Genomic DNA, 25,530 nt, shown 5'->3' with positions numbered 1-25,530 from the left:
TTTTTTCTCTGTCCCTTTCTTTTCTCTTTTCGCAGATTGGCGTGCATTCCGGGCCGACGGGCGGCTGCCCTCCGGGATGCGCGCCGCCTTTTTTGCCGATATCCCCCTTCCGCGCCTGCATAACCCGCATAAAAGGAGCGGCCGCCCAAACGGGCGGCCGCCTGACGTTTTTTTGTTCCGCGCTTGACGAAGCGTGGCGCGGGGTACCTTTCAAAGTCCCCGGAAACGGCGCTTAGGGCGAGGCCCCCCTAAGCGATCGTCTCTCCGGCGATCTTCTCATAAAATCCCACCAGCGCGCTGTGGTCGTCTCCGCCGCGGCCGTCGGCGCGCAGCGTCTGCATCATCTCCATGACCGCGGCGGTCAGCGGCAGCGGCGCGCCGACGGCGTGTCCCGTCTCGAGCGCGTTGCCGAGGTCCTTGACGTGCAGGTCGATGCGGAAGCCCGGGGCGAAATTGCGTTCAAGCATCATCGGCGTCTTGGCGTTCAGCACCGCCGAGCCCGCGAGCCCGCCCTTCACCGCGTCGAATACCCGCGCGGGGTCCACCCCCGCGCGGCGGGCGAGCATCATCGCTTCGGAAACCGCCGCGATATTCGCCGCGACGATCACCTGGTTGGCGAGCTTGGTCGTGTTGCCCGCGCCGATCTCACCGCACCAGACGGCGCTCGCGCCCATGCAGAGCAGCACCGGCCTGACCGCGTCGAAAACCGCCCGTTCGCCGCCCGTCATGATCGACAGCGTCCCGTCGACCGCCTTGGGCTCGCCGCCGCTCACCGGCGCGTCGAGCATTTTGACCCCCTTTTCCGCACAGGCCGCCGAAATCTCCTGCGAAGCGCCCGGCGCGATCGAGCTCATGTCCACGAGGACCGTCCCCGGCGCCGCCCCCTCGAGCACGCCCCCCTCCCCGCAGACCGCCTCGCGGACGTTTGGGGAGTTGGGCAGCATGGTGATCACCAGCTCGTTTCCGGCGGCGGCCTCCCGCGGCGTATCCGCCGCGCGCGCGCCCGCCGCGGCGAGCTCTGCCACATGCTCGGGATGGTGGTCGCAGACGGTGAGCGCGTGCCCCGCCCGCAGGAGGTTCTTTGCCATCGGCCTGCCCATGATGCCGAGGCCGATAAATCCGATCTTCATAACAGCGCCTCCTTAAAAGCCGATCCGGCTGAGAAAACGCATGAGGTTGTCGACGGTGAGCGCCATATCGCTTTTGCTGCGCGTCCTGGCGACCGAAAAGTCGACCGCCACGCGGTTGGTGCTGAAGACCGCCGACACCCCCTCCTCATAGGCGTTTTCGATGTTGTCGCCGATGTCCCCGACGAGCGCCACGAGCGGCACGCCGTGCTTTTTGCAGCGGCGGGCCACGCCGATGACCACCTTGCCGCGCAGGCTCTGGGTGTCGATCTTGCCCTCGCCGCTCAGCACAAGGTCCGCGTCGGACACGAGCCGGTCGAAGCCGACGGTGTCGAGCACCGTTTCGATGCCCATCTGCAGCCGGGAGCCGAGGAAGGCGACCATGCCGCCCCCCATGCCGCCCGCCGCGCCCGCGCCCGGCAGGTCCGCCACGCCGCGGCCGAGCTCCCGCTTGACCGTTTCGGCGATCGCCCGGAGCTGCCCGTCGAGGTATTCGACCATCGCGGGGTCCGCGCCCTTCTGCGGGCCGAAGATGTGGGCCGCGCCGTTTTTGCCGCAGAGGGGATTGTCGATGTCGCACATCGTGATGACCTCGATCCCCCGGAGCGCGGGCAGCAGCCCCGACATGTCGATCTTCGCGACGCGCGCGAGGTTTTCGCCCACCGGGACGAATTCCTCCCCCGCCTCGTCGAGAAAGCGCACGCCGAGCGCCGCGGCCGCGCCCGCCCCGAAATCGTTGGTGGCGCTGCCGCCCAGCCCGACGATCATCTTTTTGCAGCCGCGCCCCGCGGCGTGGGCCATGAGCTGGCCGACGCCGTAGGTGGTGGTCTTTTCGGCGTGCCGGTTCTCCCCCACGAGCGGCAGGCCCGCGCAGGCCGCCATCTCGATGACGGCGGTGGAGCCGCCGTCCAGCAGGCCGTAATACCCCTCCATCTCCTCCATGTAGGGCCCCCTCACGGGGACCGTGACCCGCTCGCCGCCGACGGCGGCCAGAAACGCGTCCACGCTTCCCTCCCCGCCGTCCGCGACGGGGATCGGGACGACCTCCGCGTCCGGATAGTAGGCGCGGACCGCCTTTTCCATAATGCCGCAGATCTCCGAGGAACTCATCGTCCCCTTGAAGGAGTCGGGCATCAGGATCACTTTTTTCATGCATATCCCCCTTTGGAGAAAAGCCGGACAGATCCTGTCCGGCTTTCCATCCTTGAAATGTTTGCCCCCGCCCGCGTCAAATGAGGATGAGGGAGAGAATCCAGATGAAGATCATAGCCGCGACGCCCATCAGCAGCGTCAGCATGGTCTGCGTTTTGTAGCCGTCCTGCGCCTTGAGCTCGCCGAAGTTGGTGACGACCCAGAAGTAGGAGTCGTTCGCGTGGGATACGGTCATCGCGCCCGCGCCGATCGCCATGACGGTCAGGGCGGCGGCCACCGGGGAGGTCAGCCCCAGCGCGGCCATCATGCTGCCCGACTCGGAGATCGCGCCCATGATGCCGGCGGTCGTGGTGATCGCGACCGTCGAGGAGCCCTGCGCCGACTTGAGGATGGCGGCGATGAGGAAGGGGAAGAAGATGCCGACGCTCGACAGGAACGCCGCGTTCTCCGACATGTAGTCGACGAAGCCCGCGGTGGAGATGATCTTGCCGAGCACGCCGCCCGCGGCGGTGATGAAGAGGATCGGGCCGACCGTCTTGAGGGTCTCGTCGGTCAGATCGCGGAATTCGCCCATCTTGCCGGTGGTGACCAGCGTCGCGATGCTGCACAGCAGGCCGACCGCCAGCGCGATGATCGGCGCGCCGAGGAAGGCGCAGACGCTCGCGAGCCCGCCCTGCCAACCGAGGATCGAGGAGATCGAGCTCAGCGCCATCAGGATGATCGGCAGAACGATCGGGGCGAAGGAGGCCAGAGTGCTCGGCAGCTTGCCGTACTCCCTGACGAGCTCCTCATAGCTCTTGACGACCTCATTGTCGTCGGGGTTGTCCTCGGAGGGGGATTTGACCCGCTTGCCGATATATTTGGCGAAGAAATACGCCACGACCAGGCAGGGGATCGAGACGAGCGCGCCCATGCCGATGACGAGCAGCAGGTTGTTCCCGATGCCGAGGGTGCCGGCCGCCGCGATCGGGCCGGGTGTCGGCGGAATGAAGACGTGCGAGATGTAAAGGCCGCCCGACAGCGCCACCGTCATCGCGACGGAGGAGCACATCGTCTTTTTGACCATCGCCTTGCGGATGGGGTTGAGGATGACGAACCCGCTGTCGCAGAAGACGGGGATCGAGACGATCCAGCCCATCAGCATGATGGCGATTTCGGGGTGCTTCTTGCCCACGATCTTGACGACCGCGTCGGCAAGGCGGATGGCGCCGCCGGTCTTCTCGAGGAAGAAGCCGATCATCGCGCCGAGGATGATGACGATGCCGATGCTGGAGAAGGTGCCGGAGAAGCCCGCGCCGATCGTGCCGGGGATATCGGCCAGCGGGATGCCGACGATGATCGCCAGCAGCAGCGCCACGCCCATGATGGCGAGGAAGGGGTGCAGTTTCAGCTTGGAAATTGCGAGGATCATCACGACGATCGCGATGACAAATGTGATGAGAAGCGGTACTCCTGTCATAGTCTCTACCTCCATTCAAACATGCCTATGTGATGCGGCTTTCGCCGCCGCCTGCCCCGATTGTCCGCTCTCTTTCTTTAACGAGCCGCCCATCCGGGGCCATCCCGTGAGGCCCGGAGGAGCGGCTTTTACACGATTGGGTGTTTTCCACATTTTGTCCCGCCGATTTTTCCCTTTTTCTGTCATAATTATACTATGCCATTTGTTTGCCGTCTATGTTTTCAGAGACAGATTCTATCAATAGAATCTGTCCCTGAAAACAGAATTATAGAAAGCGCCCCTCCTTTGTTCACATTCTATACAAAATTCAGCTCGTCCCGGTTTTCGTTGTAGAACTGCACCGCCAGATAGAAGAGAGACGAATCCGACAGGCTGCGCGGGTCGTAGCCCGTCTGCTCACAGAGCTTGCGCAGCTTGTACTGAAGGGTGTTCTTGTGGATGAAGAGCTGGGCGGCCGCGTCGGAGAGCGATCCGTCCGCCTCGAAATAGACCTCCAGCAGGTGCACCCAGGAGTCGATCTCCTCGGGGGTGAAGCCGCGGAAGATGCGGCGGATAAATTCCGCCTTGGAGGTCTGGGGAATCTCATCCATGAAGAGCTCGAGGTTGATGTCGTCGTAGAACCGGATCGTGCTCCCGCGGGAGGCGCGGCAGGCCCTGAGCGCCTTGTGGGCGCGCAGGTAGGACTGGTGCAGGAGGCTGCCGTCCCGGCTGTCCGCGCCCACGATCACGCGGATGCTGAACTGCCGCCACACCTGCGCCTGGATCTGCTGCGCGAAGAACCGCAGCTTCGCGTCCTCGCAGTCGGGCATGAGGCAGATCATCTGGGAGGCCGTCTTGGCGAAGACGCCGTTCTTCTCCTCCCCGACCATCCGGCGGACCGTCTTGTTCACCCGGTCGATGATCCGCTGGCCCTCGGGGCTGTCGCTGTAGTCCCGCAGGTTTTCGATCTCCGCCACGAGTACCCGGCGGGGCAGCGTGATGTCGATGCCCAGCCGCGCGCCCCGCTGGATGAACGCCTGTCCCTGGCTGATCGCGTCGCCGTAGAGCCATTCGTCGATGAAGCGGGTGCGGATGCGGTCGTCGATCTTCTTCTGCTCCTTGTCGAAATTCTCGATCAGCAGAATCTCCGTCATCTTTTTGATGATCTGCCCGTATTTGACCACCTCGTCCCGCTCGCCGGTGATCCCCACGACCCCCGCGATCTCCCCGTCGAGCAGGATGGGCAGGTTGATCCCCTTCCGGGTCCCCTCGTATTCGTCGTCGCTCTGGATGATCAGCTCGTCGAGATGCTCCCCGATCACCCGCGCGGCGCCCTCGTGGTAGGTATCCATCCGCTCGGGGTCGGTGCTCGCGATGATCGTGCCGTCCGCGTCCATCATGTTGACGTGCTGGCCGATGATGCCGCTGATCTCGTTGACGATCTGCATGGCGTTCCGCTTGGAAATATCCATATGGCAGCCCTCCCTTCCGGTTCCCATTATACCACATGCAAAGCGCGTGTGGTATCATCGCGCATCTGGGCGGAAGCGTCAGAGGCGCCGCGCAAAGCGCATACCGCCGCCCCCTCCGCACATATAATGGTGGGACGGGGAGGGGTTGCCATGCGGCGCGGAAAAATCGTTCTTGCGGGGATTCTGCTGGCGGCGGCCGCGGGGGCGGCGCTGTTTGCCGCGCGTCCCGCCGCGGCGCCCGCTTCGGAGGCGCTGCCCGCCTCCTCCTATATCAAATGGGTCGATTTCAACGTACCCTCGGCCGCGCTCGACGGGAGCTACCGGGCGGCGGTGACGGCGCACGGGGAGGGGCTTTCCGCGCCGATGCCCGACCTGCTCGCCTGCCTCGCGGCGGGCTACTGGGGCAACTGGAAGTCCTACCGCGCCGCCGACCTCGACCGGCTGATGGACCGGCTTCGCGCCGGGGAGACGCTCGACGGCATCGGCGGGGAATATAAGGACTATCCCTATTATAAAGAGGCCTACGGCGCGGTGCTGGACGGCATGGTCGGGGATTACGCCATCGCGCTGCCCGATGGGGACGGAGAGCCGCGCTGGCAGGTCAAATACGGGCTCAAGGCCTACTGCCCGGTGGCGGAGGGCTTCGGCTTTTCCCACTGCGACGATTTCGGCAACGCCCGTTCCTTCGGCTACCGGCGCAGGCATCTCGGCAACGACCTGATGGGCAACGTCGGCAGCCCTATCGTGGCGGTCGAGTCGGGGGTGGTCGAGGAGCTCGGCTGGAACCAGTACGGAGGCTGGCGGATCGGCATCCGCTCCTTTGATGGCAGGCGCTACTATTATTACGCCCACCTCCGCAAGGGGGGCCCCTACCAGCCGGGGCTCGAAAAGGGGAGCGTCGTGCAGGCGGGCGACGTCATCGGCTATCTCGGCATGACGGGCTACTCCAACACCGAGGACGTCAACGGGATGAAGGTGCCCCACCTGCATTTCGGCATGCAGCTCATCTTCGACGAATCGCAGAAGACCGGCAACGGGGAGATCTGGATCGACGTCTACCAGCTCGTCAATTTCCTTGAGCGCAACCGCAGCACCGTCGACCGGGGCGCCGGCGGATGTTACAGCCGCCGGTATGAATACCTGGACTTTTCCGCCGCGCAGTATCTTACAGACTCGCGCGGAGCATCCTAAAAGAGCGGGGCCGCGCCCCGCTCTTTTCTGTTCCGTTGGAGACCGGCGCGCAGCCGCAAAAATGGCTCTTCCCTTTTCTATACTTGTCTGGTATAATATAAGGCGACCAAGGAGGCGGTAGTTATGATGAACGCATTGCATCCCGTCCTGTCGGCCGCTATCGGCACGGGGTTTACATTTTTGATGACGGCGCTGGGCGCGGCGGTCGTCTTCTTCTTCCGCGGGGAGATCAAGGCGTCCTTCCAGCAGGTCTTTCTGGGGTTCGCGGCGGGCGTCATGATCGCGGCGTCCGTCTGGTCGCTGCTCATCCCCGCCATCGACATGGCGGAGGAGCAGGGGATGATCGGCTGGATCCCCGCGGCGGGCGGCTTTGTGCTCGGCGGGCTCTTCCTCATGCTGCTCGACCGCCTGCTCCCCCACCTGCATCCGGGCAGCGACAGCCCCGAGGGCATGCCCTCCTCCCTGCGGCGCACGACGATGCTCGTCTACGCCGTCACGCTGCACAACATCCCCGAGGGGATGGCGGTCGGGCTCTCCTTCGCGCTGGCCGCCCAGGGCGGCGCGGCGAACACCTTCGCGGCGGCCGTCGCGCTCGCCATTGGCATCGGGCTTCAGAACTTCCCCGAGGGCGCCGCAATCTCCCTCCCCCTCAAGAAGGAGGGGCTCTCCAACACCCGCTCCTTTATTTACGGCGCGCTTTCGGGCATCGTGGAACCGATCGGCGGCATCCTCACCGTGCTGATCGCCGGGTCGGTCTCCCCCGTCATGCCCTGGCTGCTCGCCTTCGCGGCGGGCGCGATGATCTATGTGGTCGTCGAGGAGCTGATCCCCGAGGCGCACCTCGGCGAACACTCCCATGTGGGCACCATCGGCGTCATGTTCGGCTTCCTCGTCATGATGATCCTCGACGTGGCGCTGGGATAACAGAAAAATTGGGACATCAGCAACAGAAACAGGAGTGAAAACATGCTGGAACTGCAAAATATCACCGTGGATGTGGACGACAGCCGCGGCATCCTCCGGGACGTGAGCCTCAAAATCGACGACGGAAAATTCGTCGTGATCACCGGGCCGAACGGCGGCGGAAAATCCACCCTCGCCCGCGTCGTCGCGGGAATCACCCGGCCTGCGGCGGGGCGCATCCTCCTCGACGGGGAGGACGTCACCGGCCTCGGCATCACCGAGCGCGCCAGGCGCGGCGTCGGCTTCGCCTTCCAGCAGCCGGTGCGCTTCAAGGGGCTGACGGTGCGGGACCTCGTCGAGCTGGCCGCCGGGGGTTCCCTGAGCGAGCAGCAGCTCTGCGGCTACCTCAGCGACGTGGGGCTCTGCGCAATGGACTACATCGACCGCGAGGTGAACGCGAGCCTGTCGGGCGGCGAGATCAAGCGGATCGAGATCGCGTCGGTCATGGCGCGCAAAACGCGGCTCACCATCTTCGACGAGCCGGAGGCGGGCATCGACCTGTGGAGCTTCCAGAACCTCATCGGCGTCTTCCAGAAGCTGCGCCGGGAGACGAGCGGCTCGCTCGTCGTCATCTCCCACCAGGAGCGGATCCTGGAGATCGCGGACGAGCTGGTCGTGCTCGCGAGCGGCGTCGTCACGGCGCACGGCCCGCGGGAGGAGATCCTCCCCGGCCTGCTCAAGGGCGACGGGAGCCGCTGCGCCTTCTGCCCGCAGGAAGGGGGAATCTGCCATGAATAAGATCACCGAAATGCTGCTCGAGATGGTGTCCGAGCTCTCCGGCGTGCCGAAGAACGCCGCCTACAACATCCGCGAGGACGGCGGCTGCGCCGGGCGCGCCTCGACCGACAACGTGCGCATCACCTCCAAGACCGACGAACCGGGCATCGACATCAGGGTGCTGCCCGGCACGAAGGGCGAAACCGTCTACATTCCCGCCTGCGTCACCCACACGGGGGTGCGCGACCTCGTCTACAACGACTTCTACATCGGCGACGGCGCGGACGTCACGATCGTGGCGGGCTGCGGCGTGCACAACGAGGGGGAGGAGGAGTCCCAGCACAACGGCGTCCACCGCTTCTTCATCGGCAGGGACGCGCGGGTCCTCTACCTCGAAAAGCACGTCGGCGTCGGCGAGGGGACGGGCAGGCGGATCATCAACCCGCAGACCTGGGTCCGCATCGACGAGGGCGGCTACATGAAGATGGACACCACCCAGATCAAGGGGGTCGACTCGACCAAACGGATCACCCGCGCCGAGCTCATGAAGGACGCCCGGCTGGTCATCCGCGAAAAGCTCATGACCCACGGGGAGCAGACCGCCGAGACCGATTTCTCCGTCGACCTCACGGGGGAGGACTCCGGCTGCGACCTCGTCTCCCGGTCGGTCGCGCGCGGCAGCTCCCACCAGGTGTTCCGCTCGGTCATCAACGGCAATACCCGCTGCACCGGGCATTCCGCCTGCGACGCGATCATCATGGACGAGGGGTCGGTCAGCGCGATCCCCGAACTGACCGCGGCCAGCGTCGACGCCGCCCTCATCCATGAGGCGGCCATCGGCAAGATCGCGGGCGAGCAGCTCACCAAGCTGATGACGCTGGGCCTCACCGAGCAGGAGGCCGAACAGAAGATCATTGAGGGATTCTTAAAATAAACGAAAAACGGGCGGGCCGCGTGAGCGGCCCGCCCGTTTTTATTTGCTATGCCTTCCCGAAGCGGGAACGCGCGAGCCCCGCCAGCCAGAAACAGGCGAAAACCGCGATGTTCGCGACGACGACCGACGCGCCCGCCGGGGTGGAGAAGGCGAACGACCCCACGATCCCCGCGAAGAAGCAGACGACCGACACGGCCGCGGAGGTGACGACGACCCCCTTGAAGCTGCGGCAGACCCGCATCGAGGTGAGCGCCGGGAAGATGATGAGGGAGGAGATGAGCATCGCGCCCATGATGCGCATGCCCACGACGATGGTGATCGCCGTCAAAAAGGCGATGAGCATGTTGTAGAGCTTCGCGTTGGTGCCGGTGGCCTGCGCGAACGCCTCGTCGAAGGTGACGGCGAAGATCTTGTTGTAAAAGCAGACGAAGAGCAGCAGCACGACGGCGGACAGCGCGACGGAGAGCACGACGTCCCCCCCGCTCATCGCGAGGATGCTGCCGAACATATAACCGTAGACGTCGGTGTTCATGCCGGTGGTCAGCGAAGTGACGATGACGCCGATCGCGAGCGCGCTCGACGCGATGAGCGCGATGGCGGCGTCCCCCTTGATCTTGCTGCTTTCGCTGATGCGCAGCAGCAGAAACGCGGCGATCACGACGACGGGCACCGATACGGCCAGCGGCGCGACGTTCATCGCCATCGCGACCGACAGCGCGCCGAACCCGACGTGGGAGAGGCCGTCGCCGATCATCGAATACCGCTTGAGCACGAGGGAGACCCCGAGCAGGGCGGCGCAGAGGGCGACGAGGATGCCCACGACGAGCGCGCGGCTGATAAAGGAATAGGAGAAGAGCTCGCGGAACAGCTCACCCATGCACGTCACCTCCCAGCAGCCTGCGGCAGACGTCGCTTTCCAGATATTTTTCCGACGGCCCGTAGAAGAGCACGCCGGTGTCCATATGCAGGATCTTGCCCGCGTAATGCACCGAGCAGTTGATGTCGTGGCTGACCATGACGATCGTCACGCCCTCCCGGTTGAGCTGCCGGATCAGCGCGTAGAGCTCGCTGGTGACGACCGGGTCGAGCCCCGTCACCGGCTCGTCGAGCAGCAGCAGCTTTTCGGTGGCGCAGAGGGCGCGCGCGAGCAGCACCCGCTGCTGCTGCCCCCCCGACAGGTCGCGGTAGGATTTTTTGACCAGCCCGCCGATGCCCAGCTTTTCGATGTTGGCCGACGCGATCCTCCGTTCGGCGGGCGAATAGAAGGGCCGCATCCCACGGCGGTTGAGGCAGCCCGAGAGCACGACCTCCCACACCGACGCGGGAAAGTCCCGCTGGACGATCGTCTGCTGGGGCAGGTAGCCGATCATATTCTGTTTGAGCCCGTCGCCGAAGGCGATCTCCCCGGCGCGCGGCTTCAGGAGCCCGAGCAGCCCCTTGAGCAGCGTCGACTTGCCCGAGCCGTTTTCTCCGACGATGCAGACGTAGTCGCCGTCCTCAATGTCGAAGCTGACGTCTTCCACGGCCAGCTGGTTCTCGTAGCCCATCGTCACGTTTTTACAGGATATCAGCGCCATCAGTTCAGCCCCTCCCGCAGGTTTTCAACGTTCTGCTCCATCAGCGAGAGGTAGGTCGCGCCGTTTTGCAACTCCTCCCTGGAGACATTGTGGCAGGAGTGGAGCAGCAGCGGCTTCGCGCCCGTCTCCTCCGCGATCGAGCGCGCGACCTTCGGGTCGGTCAGCTCCTCGTAGTAGATGACGGGGACGCCGTCCGTCTCGATCGCGCGGATGATCTGCGCCACCGCGCCCGCGCTCGGCTCGGTCTCGCCCGAGCAGGAGTCGAACGCCGAGATGCAGGTGAGCCCGTACCGCTCGGCGAAATAGTGCAGCGCGAACCGGCCGCCGAAGACGATCTCCCGGCGCTTTCCCGTCTCCACGACCTCGGAGAACCGTTCGTCGAGCGCGTCGAGCCGTTCCTTATATTCCGCCGCGGCCGTCTGGTACTCCCCGGCGTTCCCCGGGTCGGCCGCGCAGAGCGCCGCCGCGATGTCGTCCACCATGATCTTAGCGTTCTGCGGGTCGGTCCAGATGTGCGGGTCGTACCCGCCGTGGTCGTGGCCGTCCCCGTCATCGTCCTTTTCGAGCGTCACATGCGCCGACAGGTCCACCGCCCGCACGCCCTCCCCGGCGCCGGCGAGGATCTTCTCCGCCCACGGCTCCATATATTCGCCCGTATAGAGGAAGAGGTCGGCCTTCCCGATCATGATGATGTCCGCGGGGGTCGGCTCGTAGGAGTGGCTCTCCACCCCCGGCGGCAGCAGCAGCGTCACGTCGGCGTGCTCCCCCGCGATCTGCCGCGCAAAGTCGTACTGGGGAAAGAGGGTCGCCACAACCTTCACCCGGCCGTCCTCCCCGCCGTCTCCGGCCGGGGCCGCGCAGCCCGCCAGCAGGAGGACCGAGAGGAGGGCGGCGGCTATTCTTTGGATCTTTTTCATTTGGGTTCTCCCTGGTTCTTCGCGGCGCAGTCGGCGCAGAGGCCGTAGAGCACCGTCTTGGTGTTGTCGATCGTAAACTGGTGGTGCTCCAGCACATGCTTCGACACCTCGCCGAGATAGTCGCACTCGACGTGGATGAGCCTGCCGCAGCCGGTGCACTTTAAATGAAAGTGCTCATGGCAGTCCTCCCGTCCGGTGAACTGGTAGCAGGCGCCCGCGCCCTCCCCGAGGTAGTAGCGGCGCACCGCGCCCTGCTCGACCAGCCGGTCGAGGGTCCGGTAGACGGTCGTCCGTCCGACGGGGAGCTGCTGGGCGCGCAGATGGGCGGCCACATCCTCCGCGGACAGGTGCCTGTCGCGGTTCTCGGTCAGAAACTGCAGAATCCGCTCCCGCTGGCGCGTCTTGTATCCGTCCGGCATCCCTTCGCCCCCCTGTAATTTGAAAATGAATTCCGATTTCATATTTTACCCCACCCCGCCGCGCTTGTCAAGGAAGACCCGCCCACAATGGAATATTGCACCAAATTTACAGCTCCCATACGCCGCAAAGCGGCTGTTTTCGGGCGTTTCGTCAATATCTGGAAAAGGTGGGAAAACACTCCTTTCCTGTTTAGTTTGGGCAAAAAAATCTCACATTTTTCAATGCTTTCTGTTTGTATTTTACAGTTCATTGTCAAATTAAACAATCAATCGGTGCATTTATCGTCCAAAATGTCATATCTGTGAAGATATTTCATGAAACTGCAAAGAAAATTTGATGGTTTTCGAAGTTACCCCCGTCTATAATGAAAACGGTGGCGTGAGCGTATCGGGAGAATACGTCCATACCGCCGGAAGAAAGAACACAAATGTTTAGGAGGAATTGAATGATGAAAAAAATTCTCGCTCTCGTGTTCGCATCACTCATGATTCTGTCTCTGGCCGCGTGCGGCAGCAAGCCCGCCGCCGAGCCCGCTCCGGTTGAGCCCGCCGCTCCGGCCGAGTCCACTGCTCCCGCCGAAGACGCCGCTCCGTCCGAGGAAGCTCCCGCTGCGGATGCTGCCCCCGCGACCCTGAACGGCGACGGCATCACCGTCGGCGCTTGCATCTACAAATTCGACGATACCTTCATGACCGGCGTCCGCAACAACATGACCGCGCAGGCTGAGTCCCTGGGCGCGACCATCGAGATCGTGGACTCCCAGAACAAGCAGCCGACCCAGAACGAGCAGGTCGACACCTACATCACCAAGGGCGTCAATGCTCTGGCTGTCAACCCGGTCGACCTGACCGCCGCCGGCCCGATCATCGACAAGGCTTCCGCCGCTGGCATCCCGATCGTTCTGCTCAACCGTCAGCCTTCCGAAGAGGACATGGCGAAGTATGACAAGACCTGGTACGTCGGCGCCCGCGCCGAGGAGTCCGGCACGATGTCCGGCCAGATCATTCTCGACTACTTCAAGGCCAATGCAGGCGCCGACAAGAACGGCGACGGCGTGATCCAGTACGTCATGCTCCAGGGCGAGCCCGGACATCAGGACGCGGTTCTCCGCTCCGAGTACTGCATCAAGGCCATCGAGGACGACGGCACCTTCAAGACCGAGGCGCTCGGCCAGGATACCGCCATGTGGGATAAGGTCAAGGCGACCGACCTCATGAAGAGCTTCATCGCTTCCCAGGGTCTTGACAAGATCGAGGCTGTCTTCGCGAACAACGACGACATGGCGCTCGGCGCGATCGAAGCCCTGAAGGCTGAAGGCTACAACACTGGCGACGCTTCCAAGTACATCCCGGTCGTCGGCGTTGACGCGACCGCTCCGGCTCTGGAGTCCATGAGCAAGGGCGAGCTGCTCGGCACCGTCCTGAACGACGCTGAGAACCAGGGCATCGCGACCGTCAACGTGGCCGTCGCGGCTGCGCAGGGTCTCGAGATCACCAAGGATACCGTTGGCTACGACGTCACCGATGGCAAGTACATCTGGGTCCCGTATGTCAAGGTCACTGCCGACAACTATCAGGACTTCATGTAATCTGAATCACTCAGATGCATTTAGTTTGATAAACGGGCATTCCTAGGCACCTTTAGGCGGGGAACGCGAAAGCAAGCGCTTTCCGCGTTCCCCGCCGAATTTTATGTCCGCGGACCGGTCGCCGGGCTGCCGTGCGCTGTTTCCCGCAGCACGGCAAACGCGGGCATCTTATTTCAGGAAAGAAGGAGGACGACTGTATGGGCGAATACGTGCTGGAAATGAACAAGATCACCAAGGTTTTTCCCGGCGTCACCGCCTTGGACGGCGTTACACTAAAAGTCCGTCCGGGCACCGTGCACGCTCTGATGGGTGAGAACGGCGCCGGCAAATCCACCCTGATGAAATGTCTTTTCGGCATCTATCACGAAGATGGCGGCGAGATCATTCTCGACGGGAAAAAGGAAGTCATCAACACTTCCAAGCAGGCGCTTGATCTGGGCGTTTCCATGATCCACCAGGAGCTCCACCCGATCCGGTTCCGGCCGGTCATGGAGAACATCTGGCTGGGCAGGTTCCCCATGAGGGGCATCGCCGTGGACCGCAAGAAAATGATCCAGATGACCAAGGACCTGTTCAAAAAGGTCGATCTGGACATCGACCCCGAAATCCGCGCCGGCGAGCTCTCCGCATCCACCCTGCAGCTGGTGGAGATCGCAAGGGCCGTCAGCTACAACTCGAAGATCATTATCATGGATGAGCCGACTTCGTCGCTGACCGATAATGAGACCGAGCACCTCTTCAAGATCATCAACCAGCTCCGCGACGAAGGACGTTCCATCATCTACATTTCGCACAAGATGGAAGAGATCCTGCGCATCGCGGACGAGGTCACCATCATGCGCGATGGACAGTATGTCGGCACCTGGCCCGCCGCCGAGCTGACCACCGACCTGATCATCAGCCGCATGGTCGGCCGCGACATGACCAACCGCTTCCCGCCCAAGGACTACGAGCCCTTCCCGCGCGAGACGGTGCTCCGTGTCAAGGACCTCTGCTCCCCACTTCCCAAATCATTCCAGGACGTCAGCTTCCACCTGCACCGCGGCGAGATTCTCGGCATCGGCGGACTGGTCGGCGCGCAGCGCACCGAGCTGGTCGAAGCGATCTTTGGTTTGCGGGAGATCGCTTCCGGCATCATCGAGAAGAACGGCAAGGCCTTCCACGTCAAGAACGTGCGTGACGCCAAAGCCGCCAAAATCGCCCTGCTGACCGAGGAACGGCGCGCGACCGGCGTGTTCGGTTCCCTTTCGGTGCTCGACAACACCGTTATTGCAAGCCAGCAGAAATACGCCAGACACGGCGTGCTTCAGGAGAAGAAACGCTACCAGGCCGCGTCGGAAGCCGACAAGCAGCTCAACGTCAAGACCCCGACCCTTGAGACCGCCATGCAGAACCTTTCGGGCGGCAACCAGCAGAAGGTGCTGATCGCCCGCTGGCTGCTCACCGACCCCGACATCCTGATTCTTGACGAGCCGACGCGCGGCATCGACGTCGGCGCCAAATATGAGATCTACACCATTATGCTCGACCTCGTCAAGGCGGGCAAGAGCATCATCATGATCTCCTCCGAGATGCCCGAGCTGCTCGGCATGGCCGACCGCGTCATGGTCATGTGCGAGGGCAGGGTTACCGGCTTCCTCGAGAAGGACCAGTTCGACCAGGTCGAGGTTATGCGCCTGGCAACCCAGTTTATGAAATGATTTAGGAAAGTGAGGTACTAGGAATGCAAGGAAAGATCGTCCCCCGCGCGAAATTCTCCCTTGGCTTCATCATTGGCGGCGGCGTTTTGATCGTCCTCGGTTTGCTCCTGCAATTCGCCGTTGACCTGTCCAAGGTGATTTTTGACCTGCCGGTCATCATGATCGGCCTCGGCATCATCGTCGCCATCTACGGCGGCATCCAGTATTCCCGGCGCGCCACCCTCGGCGACGTCACGTTCTCCAAAAAAGCGGCGAAAGCCTTCCTGACCAACTACGCGATCATCCTCGCGCTGCTCGTGCTCGTTGTGATCATCTGCATCAAGGAGCGCCGGTTCATGCAGGTCCGCGTTATCCTCGATATCCTGTCGATCTCCTCCACGAGGCTGATCATCGCGCTGGGTATCTGCTTCACCCTGCTGATCGCGGGCACCGACCTGTCCGCCGGCCGTATGGTCGGCCTGGCGGCGGTCATCTCCTGCTCGATGCTCCAGACGGCTACATATGCCAACCGCTTCTACCCCGACCTGCCGCAGGTCCCGATCATCCTGCCGATCCTGCTCGCGATCATCGCCTGCATGTTCTTCGGCACCCTGAACGGTTTCCTCGTCGCGAAATACGACATGCACCCGTTCATCGCAACGCTGGCCGTCCAGGTTATCGTCTACGGCGCGACTTCCCTCTACTTCGATCTGCCTCCCAACAACTCGCAGCCTCTGGGCGGCATCCGCTCCGACTTCTCCGCCCTCGGTCTCACCAAGCTCGGTGAAATCAGGAACGCGGCCGGACAGGTCGTCTTCCCCGGCATCTCGATCCTCGTCCCGATCGCCCTCGTCGTACTGGTGATCATCTGGTTCGTGCTCAACAAGACGGTCTTCGGCAAGAACGTCTACGCCATCGGCGGCAACCGTGAAGCGGCGGTCGTTTCGGGCGTCAACGTCTTCAAGACCATCATGGGCATCTTCATCCTCGCCTCCGCCCTCTACGGCGTCGGCGGCGTTCTGGAGGCCGCCCGTACCGCGGGCGCCACCAACAACTACGGCAACGGCTACGAGCTCGACGCAATCGCCGCCTGCGTCGTCGGCGGCGTCTCGCTGAACGGCGGTATCGGTAAGGTCGGCGGCATCGTCTCCGGTGTTCTGATCTTCTCGGTCATCCAGTACGGCCTGCAGTTTATCAACATCTCCCCGATGTGGCAGCAGGTCATCAAGGGCATCATCATCGCCGTCGCGGTCGCGATCGACATGGGCAAATATCGCAAGAAATAATCCTAACCGTTTGGTTTCCCAAAAAAAGGGCCGGCTTTTCAAGTCGGCCCTTTCTTTTTTTGGAAGAAAATGATATAATGCTAGTGATTATCAGGGGAACAATACTGTGTATCCTGCACAGAACCCCTTCCGGCGCGCACGACGCGCCCTGTTTTCCCACTGCAGCGGGGGCCGGCGCGAAGGGCCGCCCGCCTGAAAAGCCCTCCCGCCGGGGAGGTTTTGCGGCCGCGGGCGGGGACCCGCCGGCCGGAAGGAGGATTCCATGTCCCTGTACCGCGTTATGCTTGTCGACGACGAGGAGGAGATCCGCGACGGGATCCGGCGCAAGATCGACTGGAAGGGCAACGGGTTCGAGCTGGTCGCCTCGGCCGAAAACGGCCAGGAGGCGCTCGAGCTGGCCGAGCAGCTCCACCCCGACGTCGTGATGACCGACATCAAGATGCCCTTCATGGACGGGCTCACCCTCGGGAAGCGGCTGTGCGAGCTGATGCCCGACACCAAGCTCGTGATTTTCTCCGGCTTCGACGACTTCGAGTACGCCCAGAAGGCGATCCAGATGGGCGCCGCCGAGTACATCCTAAAACCGATCAACGCCGCCGAACTGACGGCGGTTTTGCAGCGCCTGAAAAGCCAGCTCGACGCGGAGTTCGCCGAAAAGCGAAACATCGCGCTGCTGCGCCAGCGCTACCAGAGCAGCCTGCCGCTGCTGCGCGAGCAGTTCTACGCCCGCCTGCTCGACGGGCGGATTACCGAGCGCCGCGCCGGCGAACAGGCGGAGCAGTACGGCATCGATCTGTCGGGGCGGTACTGGGCGGTCGTGCTCACCCATTTCGACAGCGACACGCCGGAGGACGCGCCCATCCGCCAGAGCGAGCTGCTTCCCCTCTCGGTGCGGCAGATCATCGACGAGAACCTCGGGCGGCGGTGCTGCTTCAAGAGCACCCTCTACAACGACTCGGTCGCGGTCATCGCCAGCTTCGACGAGCGCGGACAGGTGCTCGCCCTCATCGACGGCATGAACCAGGTCTGCAAGCTGGCCAAGCGGTTCCTGCGCCTGACGCTGACCGCGGGGGTCGGGAGCCTGTGCGAGTCGCTCGCCGACCTGCATTTTTCGGCCGAGGGCGCGCGCAGCGCGCTCGACTACCGGGTGCTGATGGGCTCGGGGCGCGCGATCTACATCGACGACGTCGAGCCCGACCCCACCGCGCAGCTCCCCTTCGACGAGCAGGACAAGCGTGACCTGCTCGCTGCCATCAAGCTGGGGACCCCGGAGAATATCCGTCACGCCGTCGACCGCTGCGTCGGGCGGTTCAAGGAGGCGCGCCTGCCGATCGGGCAGTACCAGCTCTGCCTCATGGAGATGATGGCCGAGCTGCTCAAGGTCATCCGCACCTACCAGCTCGACGCCTCCAAGGTGTTCGGGCGGGATTTCGACAACGGCTTCGCCCTCACGAGCTTCGATTCCCTCGACGAGCTGGGCCGCCGCCTGACCGAGATGTGCCTGACGATCTCCACAATGATCCGCCGGGAGCGCACCAACTCCTCCAAGGAGATCGCCGAGAGCGCCAAGCAGTTCATATCGGAAAACTACCAGAGCCCCGACATCTCGGTCGAGATGCTCTGCGACCATTTGCACGTCTCCCCCGCCTACTTCTCCACCCTCTTTAAAAAGGAGACGGGCATGAGCTTTGTGGCCTACCTCACGCAGGTGCGCATGGACGAGGCGGTCAAGCTCCTTTCGACCACCGAGGACAAGACCTACGAGATCTCGCTGAAGGTCGGCTACACCGAGCCGAACTATTTCAGCTACGTCTTTAAAAAGCAGTTCGGCATGTCGCCGACCAAATACCGCAGCAGCCAGGGGGCCGCACATGATTGACGCCATTCGGGAGTGGTTCCGGCGCGTCACCAAGTCCTACCAGAAGCGCAGCATCCAGTACATGATCTCGATCTCCTTTACGATCGTGGCGATGGTGGGGATGATCTTCCTGGGGCTGACCCTCTACCTGCGCTTCGCCACCTCGACCGAGCAGATGGTCAAGGAGGACAACCGGCGCGTCATCGAGCAGGTCAATATGAACCTCGACACCTACCTGCGCAATATGATGCGCGTCTCGGACGCGATGTATTACCGCGTCATCAAGAACGTCGACCTCGCGGACGAGACGATCGACGCGCAGATGAACCTGCTCTATGAGACCAACCGCGACCTGCTCGTCAGCATCGTGGTGGTGGACGACGAGGGCGGGCTCGTGGCCGCGTCCCCGCTCTCGATCCTGAAAAAGACGGTCCAGCCCAACGGGCAGGACTGGTTCGTGCGCGCGATGGGCAAGATTGAAAACCTGCATTTCTCCGCCCCGCACGTGCAGAACCTCTTCGAGGACCCCGATTACCGCTACCGGTGGGTGGTCTCCCTCTCCCGCGCCGTCGAGCTGACCAGCAGCGGAAACGTCCGCCACGGCGTGCTGCTCGTCGACATGAACTTTTCGGGCATCGAGCAGCTCTTCAAAAACGTCCGCCTCGGCGGCAGCGGCTACGTCTACCTCATCGACAGCGAGGGGGAGATCATCTACCACCCCCGTCAGCAGCTGCTCTACTCCAACCTGCTCGAGGAAAACAACCACGCCGCCGTCCACTACGAGGACGGCAACCACGTGGAAACCTTCAACGGCCGGGAACGGGTGGTCACCGTCAAGACGGTCGGCTACACCGGCTGGAAGATCGTCGGCGTGACCCCGATGGCCGACATCACCGCCGACTACTACCACATCCGCACCTTCGCGGTCTTCATCATCTTCTTTACGATGTTTCTGATGGTGTTCGCGAACCTCTTCGTCTCGTCGCGCATCGCCAACCCGATCAAGGCGCTGGAAAACTCGGTCAAAGAGCTGGAAAAGAACAACCTCGACGTCAACATCGCCGTCGGCGGCTCCTACGAGATCCAGCACCTCGGCAAGACGATCCGCCGGATGGTGGGCCAGATGCGCCAGCTGATGGAGGACATCGTCGTCGAGCAGGAGGCCAAGCGCAAGAGCGAGTTCGACGCGCTCCAGAGCCAGATCAACCCCCACTTCCTCTACAATACCCTCGATTCGATCGTCTGGATGATCGAGAACGAGCGGTACGAGGAGGCGGTCACGATGGTCACCGCGCTCGCGCGGCTCTTCCGCATCAGCCTGTCCAAGGGCAAAACGGTCATCCCGGTGAACGACGAGCTCGAGCACGCGCGCAACTACCTGACCATCCAGAAGATGCGCTACAAGAACAAATTCGCCGTCTCGATCGACGCCGCGCCCGAGACGCTGCGCCTCGAGACGATCAAGCTGATCGTCCAGCCGCTGTTGGAAAACGCCATCTACCACGGCATGGAGTTCATGGACGGGGACGGCGAGATCCGGGTCCGCTCCTACGTCGGGGAGGACGGCGACCTCTACATCGACGTCGAGGACAACGGCAGCGGCATCCCCGAGGAGGTCTGCGGGACCCTTCTGACTGACGAGACGCGGGTGCGCTCCAAGGGGTCCGGCATCGGGCTGCGCAACGTCAACCAGCGCATCCAGCTGCGCTATGGGGAGGGCTACGGCCTGACCATCCTCAGCGAGCCGGACGTGGGCACCACCGTGCGCATCCACCTGCCCCGCCACAGCTACGACGAGGCTGTGAAAGGAGGGGATGTGAAATGACGCAGCGAAAGATTCTCGTGTTTGTGCTGCTCCTGTCCGCGTTCGCGATCTCCTTCGCGATCCTCACCTTCGACGTGCTCGGGGAGGAGAAGGTCCCCGAGGTCTACGACGTCTCCCTCATCGTGCGGGGCAAGACGGGCGAGCAGTGGGAGAGCATCAAGCAGGGGGCCGACCAGGCCGCCAGCGAGATGAACGTCGACCTGAGCTTCATCACCCTGTCGGAGGAGAACAACCTCCCCGAGCAGATCTCCCTGATCCAGCGCGAATACGACAGCGGCGTGGACGCGATCGTCCTCGCCGCCGCCGACAGCAACGGCCTGGTCAGCACGGTCGAGCAGGTCTCCGAGAACATTCCGGTGGTCTGCATCGAATCGACCGTCAACAGCGCCGCGGTCAAGTCCTATATCTCGGCGGACAACTACGCCATGGGTGTCCAGCTCGGCCAGGAGATCGTGCGCAGCGGCAACGCCCGCAAGCGGCTGGCCGTCGTGGAATCGAGCGCGCAGTGCAGCAACGTGCAGCAGCGGCGCGCCGGGCTCATGAGCGTGCTCGGCGAGATCGGCGGCGAGGTAATCAGCTGGACGCTCCCCGACGAATCGTCGGAGGCCGCCCGGACGCTGGCCCAGGAGCTGCGGCCCAAGTCGGTCGACGTGGTGGTCACCCTCGACGTCACCGCGCTCGAGGCGGCCGCGCAGGCGGTCATCGACGAGCAGGCCGATTACCTCACCCTCTTCGGCATCGGCTCGACTGGCAAGGTCGCTTCCTATATCGAGCAGGACATTGTCAACGCCACGATCGTGCAGAACGATTTCGGCATCGGATACCTGGGGGTCAAGGCGGCCGTCGATTCCCTCAAGAAGCGGCCGGTCGCGCCGGCCACCGTCGTCGAGCACCGCATGATCAACTGGAAAAACATGTACGACCCGGAAAACCAGCGGCTGCTCTTCCCGTTTATCCGCTGAACCGGCGCCCCGGCGGGGACCCGCAAGAAGGAGGTTTTCGCATGAACACGCTCTGGAAAAGGACGGCGCTCCTGTTGTCCGCCGCGCTCTGCCTGACGCTTTTTTCCGGCGGATGCAGCGATTCGGACGACAGCCAGAACCCCGACCTGCGGCAGATCAAGATCGGCATGACCGTCTACCGGCAGGACGACACCTTTATCTCCACCCTCAGCGGGTATTTCCTCGAGACCGCAAAGGCCCGCGAGTCCCGGGACAAGGTCAAGATCTCCGTCAATGTGATGGACGGCAAGGGCAACCAGGGCATCCAGAACGACCAGGTGGACAAGTTCCTCTCGCAGGGCTACGACGTCATCTGCGTCAACGAGGTCGACCGCACGGCCGCCTCCGTCATTATCGACAAGGCCAAGTCCGCGAACATCCCCATCGTCTTTTTCAACCGCGAGCCGGTCGAGGAGGACATGCAGCGGTGGGACCGCGCCTACTATGTCGGCGCCATCGCCAGCGAATCGGGGGTCCTGCAGGGACGGATCGTCTCCAACCTCTTCAACCAGAACCCCGAGCTGGTCGACCGCAACGGGGACGGCAAGATCCAATACGTCATGCTTGAGGGGGAGCCCGGCCACCAGGACGCCGCCATCCGCACCGAATATTCGATCAAGACGGTGACGGGCGCGGGCATCAGCGTGGAGAAGCTCGCCAACGACACCGCCAACTGGCAGCGCGCGCAGGCCTCCGCCAAGATGGGGCAGTGGCTGAAGGACGAGGAGATCGGCCCCCGTATCGAGGTGGTCTTCAGCAACAACGACGATATGGCGCTCGGCGCGATCGACGCCTACCGCGCGGCGGGCATCGAGGACCTGCCGGTGATCGTCGGCATCGACGCAACGCCCCCCGCCCGCGAAGCGATCAAGGAGGGGACGCTGACCGGAACCGTGCTCAACGACGCCAAGGGACAGGCCGAGGCGATCTTCGAGCTCGCCTACGCGCTTTCCACCGGGCGGGACGTCAAGGAGGCGGTCCCCCGGCTGGAGGGGCAGTATGTCTGGCTTCCCCACCGCACGATCACGATCGGGAACGTCATGCAGGAGTTCGACGACTGAGTGCAAAAAAGGGCTTGCCTTTCCCCGGACGATGTGCTATAATATCACTTGTCTCGGGAGCATAGCTCAGCTGGTTAGAGTGCCTGCATCACACGCAGGAAGTCCAGGGTTCGAGTCCCCGTGTTCCCACCAGATCAAACCGGCCGGTCTTCTGACCGGCCGGTTTTGTTTTGCCGAAAATTTGCCGCACCGGTGAAAAAAGCCTTGCGCGAGGGTTCCGCGCAAGGCTTTTTTCATGCGCCGCGCCGGCGGCAGAGGAGGGCGTACAGCCCGGTCCCGGCCAGCGCGGGAAGCACGAAGAGGCAGAAGAGGGCGAGCGCGCTCCGGATACCGAACCGCGCCTGGAAGAAGGAGAACATGCCCGGGACGCAGACGGCGGCGATCCCCCCAAGGCCGCTGTAGATCGCGACCGCCCCTCCCATCAGCCTCGGCGTCATCCCGTCCATGTTCATCAGGGCGGTCACCGAGACCGTCCCCCAGCCGTTGAAGCAGAACCCCAGCAGCAAGATGCCGCCGTAGATTCCCGCGTGGGACGGAAAGAGCGCGGTCCCCGCGGCGCCCGCCAGCACCAGAAGCTCCAGCGCAAGCAGCGGGATGTGGACGGCGCGCAGCCGCGTGAAGAGGGGACCGCACAGCAGGCATCCGGCCAGCCCCGCCACGGAGATCATGCCGGTCGCCGTCCCGGCGGCCTGCAGGGAGAACCCGCGCGCCTCGGCGAGAAAGGAGGGCAGATAGGAGGAGTAGCCCGTGTACAGGATCGTCAGTCCGCCCATCGCGGCGGCCATGCACCACACCTTCGGGAGGCGCGCCGCCTGCGCAAGGCTGGCGGGCGCCCTGGACGGCGCGCCGGCCGCGGGCGGCGCGTGGGCGGCGTCGAACAGAATGAAGATGCCCATCCAAGCCGCGGACACGAGCGACCAGAAGAGCAGCGTCCCGCGCCAGGAGTGGAAAAAGCGGTAGAGGGGCACGGTGACCGCGTAGGCGGCCGCGATGCTCAGCGCGTTTACGGCGGCGTTGATCGTATTGATCAGCCCGCGCCGGGCGGGCGGGAACCGCTCCGTGACCAGGACGCCCTGCGCCCCGCTGCCCAGCCCGTAACCGATCCCGCTGAACGCGCGCCCCACGAGGACGAGCGGGTAGCTTCTGCAAAAGAAGGCGAAAAGGCCGTCGAGCGCGAGGCAGCCGATCGCGATCGCCATCGCGCGGCTGGCGCCCAGCCGGTCGATGACCCTGCTCCCGACGAAGAGGGAGATCCCCATTAGGACGGTGACAATAAAGAGCAGCTGCCCGCCCTGCCGGTACCCGATGCGCATATCGTCCATGATGACGGTCATCAGGGGGGACGGCGTGAGCCAGAGCTGGTTTCGCAAAAAGCTGGCGCCCGCGAGGAGCAGCAGCAGGCGGGCCTCCCTCCCCGTGAGGAGCCCGGCGCGGAGCTTATCCAATGGCGTTTCCCCCTTCTCACAAAATGGAGGCGGGCGGTCTCCCGCCCGCCTCCATCTCCTGCGGCGGTAGATTAAAGCAGAGCCTTCATTGCCTGGTAGAGCCCGTCGGCGTCCATGCCGTTGCGGGCGTAGAGGAACTCCGGCGTCGCGATCGGGACGAACTCGTCCGGGCATCCGCGGATGGCCAGCTTGCAGGTGATTCCCGCCTCGGCGATCGTGGAGCCGACCAGCTGTCCCAGTCCCCCGTTGATGTTGTGGTCCTGCGCGGCGACCACGCGCCCCGTCTTCGCGGCGGCGATGACCGCGTCGCGGTCGAGGGGCTTGACGGTGTGCATATCCACCACCCGGATCTCCCTGCCGAGCTCCTCACGGATCCGTTTCGCCGCTTCCATGGCGAAGTGGACCATGATACCGGTGCAGACGAACGCCCCGTCGTTCCCCTCGCGGGGGATCAGAGCCTTGCCGATCTCATATTTGACGTCCTCCGCGTACAGGGAGGTGGTGGCCTCGCGGCCCAGCCGGATATAGACCGGCGCGTTCAGCTCCATGGCCGCCTCAAGCACCTTTACCATCTGCGCCGGGTCGCCCGGTTCGATGACGGTCATGTTGTTGCAGGCCACCATCAGCGCCGAATCCTCCAGGCCGCAGTGGGTGCAGCCGGAAGCACCGTTGGAATACCCGGCGCCGTTGCCGATGATGATGACCGGCAGCTTGGTGTAGCAGATGTCGGTGCGGACCTGCTCGTAGCAGCGCATCGAGGCGAAGGGCGCGAAGGCGAAGGTCAGCGGCTTGAAGCCCTCGTGGGCAAGCCCGGCGGCGGTGCTCATCAGGCACTGCTCCGCGATTCCCACATTGTAGCAGCGGTCGGGGAACGCCTCCTTGAACGCCTGAATGCGGGAGGAGGTGTCCACATCCGCCGTCATGACGAGCATGTTGTCGTACTTTTTGCCCAGCTCCGCCAGGCATTTTCCGACGGCGTCCCGCAGGCTGGTCATTACTTCCATATTCAGCGTCATTCCGCTCATACGGCCGCACCCCATTTCTCTTGATAAGCGGCGGTCAGCTCCGCCTTCGCCTTTTCCCAGTCCTCCGTATTGACGCCGCCCGCGTGCCAGGAGGCGTTGTTCTCCATAAAGCTCACGCCGTGTCCCTTGGCGGTCTTGCCGATGACGATGGTCGGCGTGTCGCTGGACACGTCGGGGAGGCGGTCGATCGTGTCGATGATCGCGTCCATGTCGTGGCCGTCGATCTCCACCACATTCCAGCCGAACGCCCGCCATTTGCCGGCAAAGGGCTCGAGCGCCATGTATTCCTCGGTGGGGCCGTCAAAGGAGAAGCCGTTGCGGTCGGCGAACACGACCAGGTTCCCCAGCTGGTACTGGTGGGCGAACATCGCGCCCTCCCAGATGGAGCCCTCCCCGCACTCGCCGTCCCCGATGACGCAGTAGACCCTGCTCTGGGAGCCCTTGCGCCTGAGGGCCGCCGCCATGCCCGCGGCCACGGGCATCCCATGCCCGAGCGAGCCGGTGGAAACGTCGACATAGGGGTTCGCCAGGTTGCAGGAGTGCATGCCGAACCGCCCGAAGTCGGTGGCGTATTCCTTATAGATGTCCTGGACGTCGTAGCAGCCGATGGCCGCCTGGCTGAAGGATGTGACGGCCGCCGCGTGCCCCTTGGAGAGGACGAAACGGTCCCGCCCGTCCCAGTGGGGGTTCTCCACGTCGTAGCGGATGGCATACTGCCAGAGCGCGGTCATCATATCGCAGACCGACAGGTCGCCGCCAATGTGGATCATCGTCTGGTGGCACAGGTCCAGCAGACGCAGCTTGGTGTCCAGAGAGGCCTTTTCCAGCCTCCGGACCAGTGATTTCTCAGCCAT

The 25,530-nt window shown here is 63.6% G+C and carries 21 protein-coding genes, 1 tRNA gene and 1 pseudogene; 12 read left to right on the top strand and 11 right to left on the bottom strand.

The genetic code is table 11. The features are described from left to right. Positions 1-248 precede the first annotated feature (248 nt). The 4 genes from garR to ACZO3G_RS00690 form a co-directional block, all read right to left on the bottom strand. Positions 249-1,130 carry a 2-hydroxy-3-oxopropionate reductase gene (gene garR, locus ACZO3G_RS00705; RefSeq protein ID WP_276871569.1) on the bottom strand — a complete coding sequence of 294 codons (882 nt, stop codon included), beginning with the start codon at positions 1,128-1,130 and terminating at the stop codon, positions 249-251. A 12-nt stretch (positions 1,131-1,142) separates the two neighbouring features. After that, positions 1,143-2,279, bottom strand: coding sequence for a glycerate kinase family protein (locus ACZO3G_RS00700; RefSeq protein ID WP_276871571.1), 1,137 nt, complete (start codon positions 2,277-2,279; stop codon positions 1,143-1,145). A gap of 76 nt (positions 2,280-2,355) precedes the next feature. Then, positions 2,356-3,738, bottom strand: a complete 1,383-nt coding sequence (locus ACZO3G_RS00695; RefSeq protein ID WP_101552082.1) for a GntP family permease — start codon at positions 3,736-3,738, stop codon at positions 2,356-2,358. A 296-nt stretch (positions 3,739-4,034) separates the two neighbouring features. Beyond that, complete coding sequence (locus tag ACZO3G_RS00690) at positions 4,035-5,189, bottom strand: CdaR family transcriptional regulator (protein ID WP_158595539.1); 1,155 nt, start codon at positions 5,187-5,189, stop codon at positions 4,035-4,037. Between the two features lie 150 nt (positions 5,190-5,339). Between ACZO3G_RS00690 and ACZO3G_RS00685 the strand changes: the two genes are divergently transcribed. The 4 genes from ACZO3G_RS00685 (at position 5,340) to ACZO3G_RS00670 (ending at position 8,994) form a co-directional block, all read left to right on the top strand. Further along, a complete protein-coding gene (locus tag ACZO3G_RS00685) occupies positions 5,340-6,380 on the top strand; it encodes a M23 family metallopeptidase (RefSeq protein ID WP_276871574.1) in 1,041 nt (346 codons plus the stop codon). A 126-nt stretch (positions 6,381-6,506) separates the two neighbouring features. Continuing rightward, positions 6,507-7,304 (top strand): ZIP family metal transporter, encoded by a 798-nt coding sequence (locus ACZO3G_RS00680; RefSeq protein ID WP_486846675.1) that lies wholly within the window; start codon positions 6,507-6,509, stop codon positions 7,302-7,304. Between the two features lie 42 nt (positions 7,305-7,346). Further along, positions 7,347-8,081 carry an ABC transporter ATP-binding protein gene (locus ACZO3G_RS00675; protein WP_276871578.1) on the top strand — a complete coding sequence of 245 codons (735 nt, stop codon included), beginning with the start codon at positions 7,347-7,349 and terminating at the stop codon, positions 8,079-8,081. Next, positions 8,074-8,994, top strand: coding sequence for a SufB/SufD family protein (locus ACZO3G_RS00670; protein WP_276871580.1), 921 nt, complete (start codon positions 8,074-8,076; stop codon positions 8,992-8,994). The genes ACZO3G_RS00675 and ACZO3G_RS00670 overlap by 8 nt, the downstream gene beginning before the upstream one ends. Positions 8,995-9,040: 46 nt before the next feature. On the opposite strand, the gene ACZO3G_RS00665 is transcribed toward ACZO3G_RS00670, so the two are convergent. From ACZO3G_RS00665 to ACZO3G_RS00650, 4 genes are read right to left on the bottom strand one after another with little or no spacing between them, the layout of a single operon-like run. Then, positions 9,041-9,871: a metal ABC transporter permease gene (locus ACZO3G_RS00665; RefSeq protein WP_276871582.1), complete on the bottom strand. Its 831-nt coding sequence runs from the start codon at positions 9,869-9,871 to the stop codon at positions 9,041-9,043. Beyond that, complete coding sequence (locus ACZO3G_RS00660) at positions 9,864-10,571, bottom strand: metal ABC transporter ATP-binding protein (protein WP_276871584.1); 708 nt, start codon at positions 10,569-10,571, stop codon at positions 9,864-9,866. Before ACZO3G_RS00660 ends, ACZO3G_RS00665 begins: the two co-directional genes overlap by 8 nt. Continuing rightward, the gene (locus tag ACZO3G_RS00655) at positions 10,571-11,488 is read right to left on the bottom strand and encodes a metal ABC transporter substrate-binding protein (RefSeq protein ID WP_276871586.1); all 918 of its coding nucleotides are present in this window, start codon (positions 11,486-11,488) and stop codon (positions 10,571-10,573) included. Before ACZO3G_RS00655 ends, ACZO3G_RS00660 begins: the two co-directional genes overlap by 1 nt. Then, a complete protein-coding gene (locus tag ACZO3G_RS00650) occupies positions 11,485-11,907 on the bottom strand; it encodes a Fur family transcriptional regulator (protein WP_101552099.1) in 423 nt (140 codons plus the stop codon). The genes ACZO3G_RS00655 and ACZO3G_RS00650 overlap by 4 nt, the downstream gene beginning before the upstream one ends. A gap of 653 nt (positions 11,908-12,560) precedes the next feature. Here ACZO3G_RS00650 and ACZO3G_RS00645 point away from each other — a divergent pair. From ACZO3G_RS00645 to ACZO3G_RS00610, 8 genes and pseudogenes are all read left to right on the top strand, one after another. Then, positions 12,561-13,496, top strand: a pseudogene (locus ACZO3G_RS00645) (galactose ABC transporter substrate-binding protein); the annotation flags it as partial. A gap of 197 nt (positions 13,497-13,693) precedes the next feature. After that, the gene (locus ACZO3G_RS00640; RefSeq protein WP_101552103.1) at positions 13,694-15,196 is read left to right on the top strand and encodes a sugar ABC transporter ATP-binding protein; all 1,503 of its coding nucleotides are present in this window, start codon (positions 13,694-13,696) and stop codon (positions 15,194-15,196) included. Positions 15,197-15,219: 23 nt separating this feature from the next. After that, positions 15,220-16,461 (top strand): galactose/methyl galactoside ABC transporter permease MglC, encoded by a 1,242-nt coding sequence (gene mglC, locus ACZO3G_RS00635; protein ID WP_276871589.1) that lies wholly within the window; start codon positions 15,220-15,222, stop codon positions 16,459-16,461. Positions 16,462-16,723: 262 nt separating this feature from the next. Beyond that, positions 16,724-18,340, top strand: coding sequence for a response regulator transcription factor (locus ACZO3G_RS00630; protein ID WP_101552107.1), 1,617 nt, complete (start codon positions 16,724-16,726; stop codon positions 18,338-18,340). Next, positions 18,333-20,144, top strand: a complete 1,812-nt coding sequence (locus ACZO3G_RS00625; RefSeq protein ID WP_276871592.1) for a cache domain-containing protein — start codon at positions 18,333-18,335, stop codon at positions 20,142-20,144. The genes ACZO3G_RS00630 and ACZO3G_RS00625 overlap by 8 nt, the downstream gene beginning before the upstream one ends. Further along, on the top strand, positions 20,141-21,106 hold the full coding sequence (locus ACZO3G_RS00620; RefSeq protein WP_101552111.1) for a substrate-binding domain-containing protein: 966 nt from the start codon (positions 20,141-20,143) through the stop codon (positions 21,104-21,106). Before ACZO3G_RS00625 ends, ACZO3G_RS00620 begins: the two co-directional genes overlap by 4 nt. A 41-nt stretch (positions 21,107-21,147) precedes the next feature. Then, positions 21,148-22,206 carry a galactose ABC transporter substrate-binding protein gene (locus tag ACZO3G_RS00615; protein WP_101552113.1) on the top strand — a complete coding sequence of 353 codons (1,059 nt, stop codon included), beginning with the start codon at positions 21,148-21,150 and terminating at the stop codon, positions 22,204-22,206. Between the two features lie 55 nt (positions 22,207-22,261). Further along, positions 22,262-22,338 (top strand) — tRNA-Val (locus tag ACZO3G_RS00610). 101 nt (positions 22,339-22,439) lie between these two features. On the opposite strand, the gene ACZO3G_RS00605 is transcribed toward ACZO3G_RS00610, so the two are convergent. The 3 genes from ACZO3G_RS00605 to ACZO3G_RS00595 form a co-directional block, all read right to left on the bottom strand. Further along, positions 22,440-23,651 carry an MFS transporter gene (locus ACZO3G_RS00605; protein ID WP_277138443.1) on the bottom strand — a complete coding sequence of 404 codons (1,212 nt, stop codon included), beginning with the start codon at positions 23,649-23,651 and terminating at the stop codon, positions 22,440-22,442. A gap of 71 nt (positions 23,652-23,722) precedes the next feature. Beyond that, on the bottom strand, positions 23,723-24,676 hold the full coding sequence (locus ACZO3G_RS00600) for a transketolase family protein (RefSeq protein ID WP_158595541.1): 954 nt from the start codon (positions 24,674-24,676) through the stop codon (positions 23,723-23,725). Next, on the bottom strand, positions 24,673-25,530 hold the full coding sequence (locus tag ACZO3G_RS00595) for a transketolase (protein ID WP_101552120.1): 858 nt from the start codon (positions 25,528-25,530) through the stop codon (positions 24,673-24,675). The genes ACZO3G_RS00600 and ACZO3G_RS00595 overlap by 4 nt, the downstream gene beginning before the upstream one ends.

The organism is Anaerotruncus sp. (assembly GCF_057433415.1).
The sequence above is the reverse complement of the archived record's forward strand: the minus strand, read 5'-3'. Positions and strand labels throughout refer to the sequence as shown.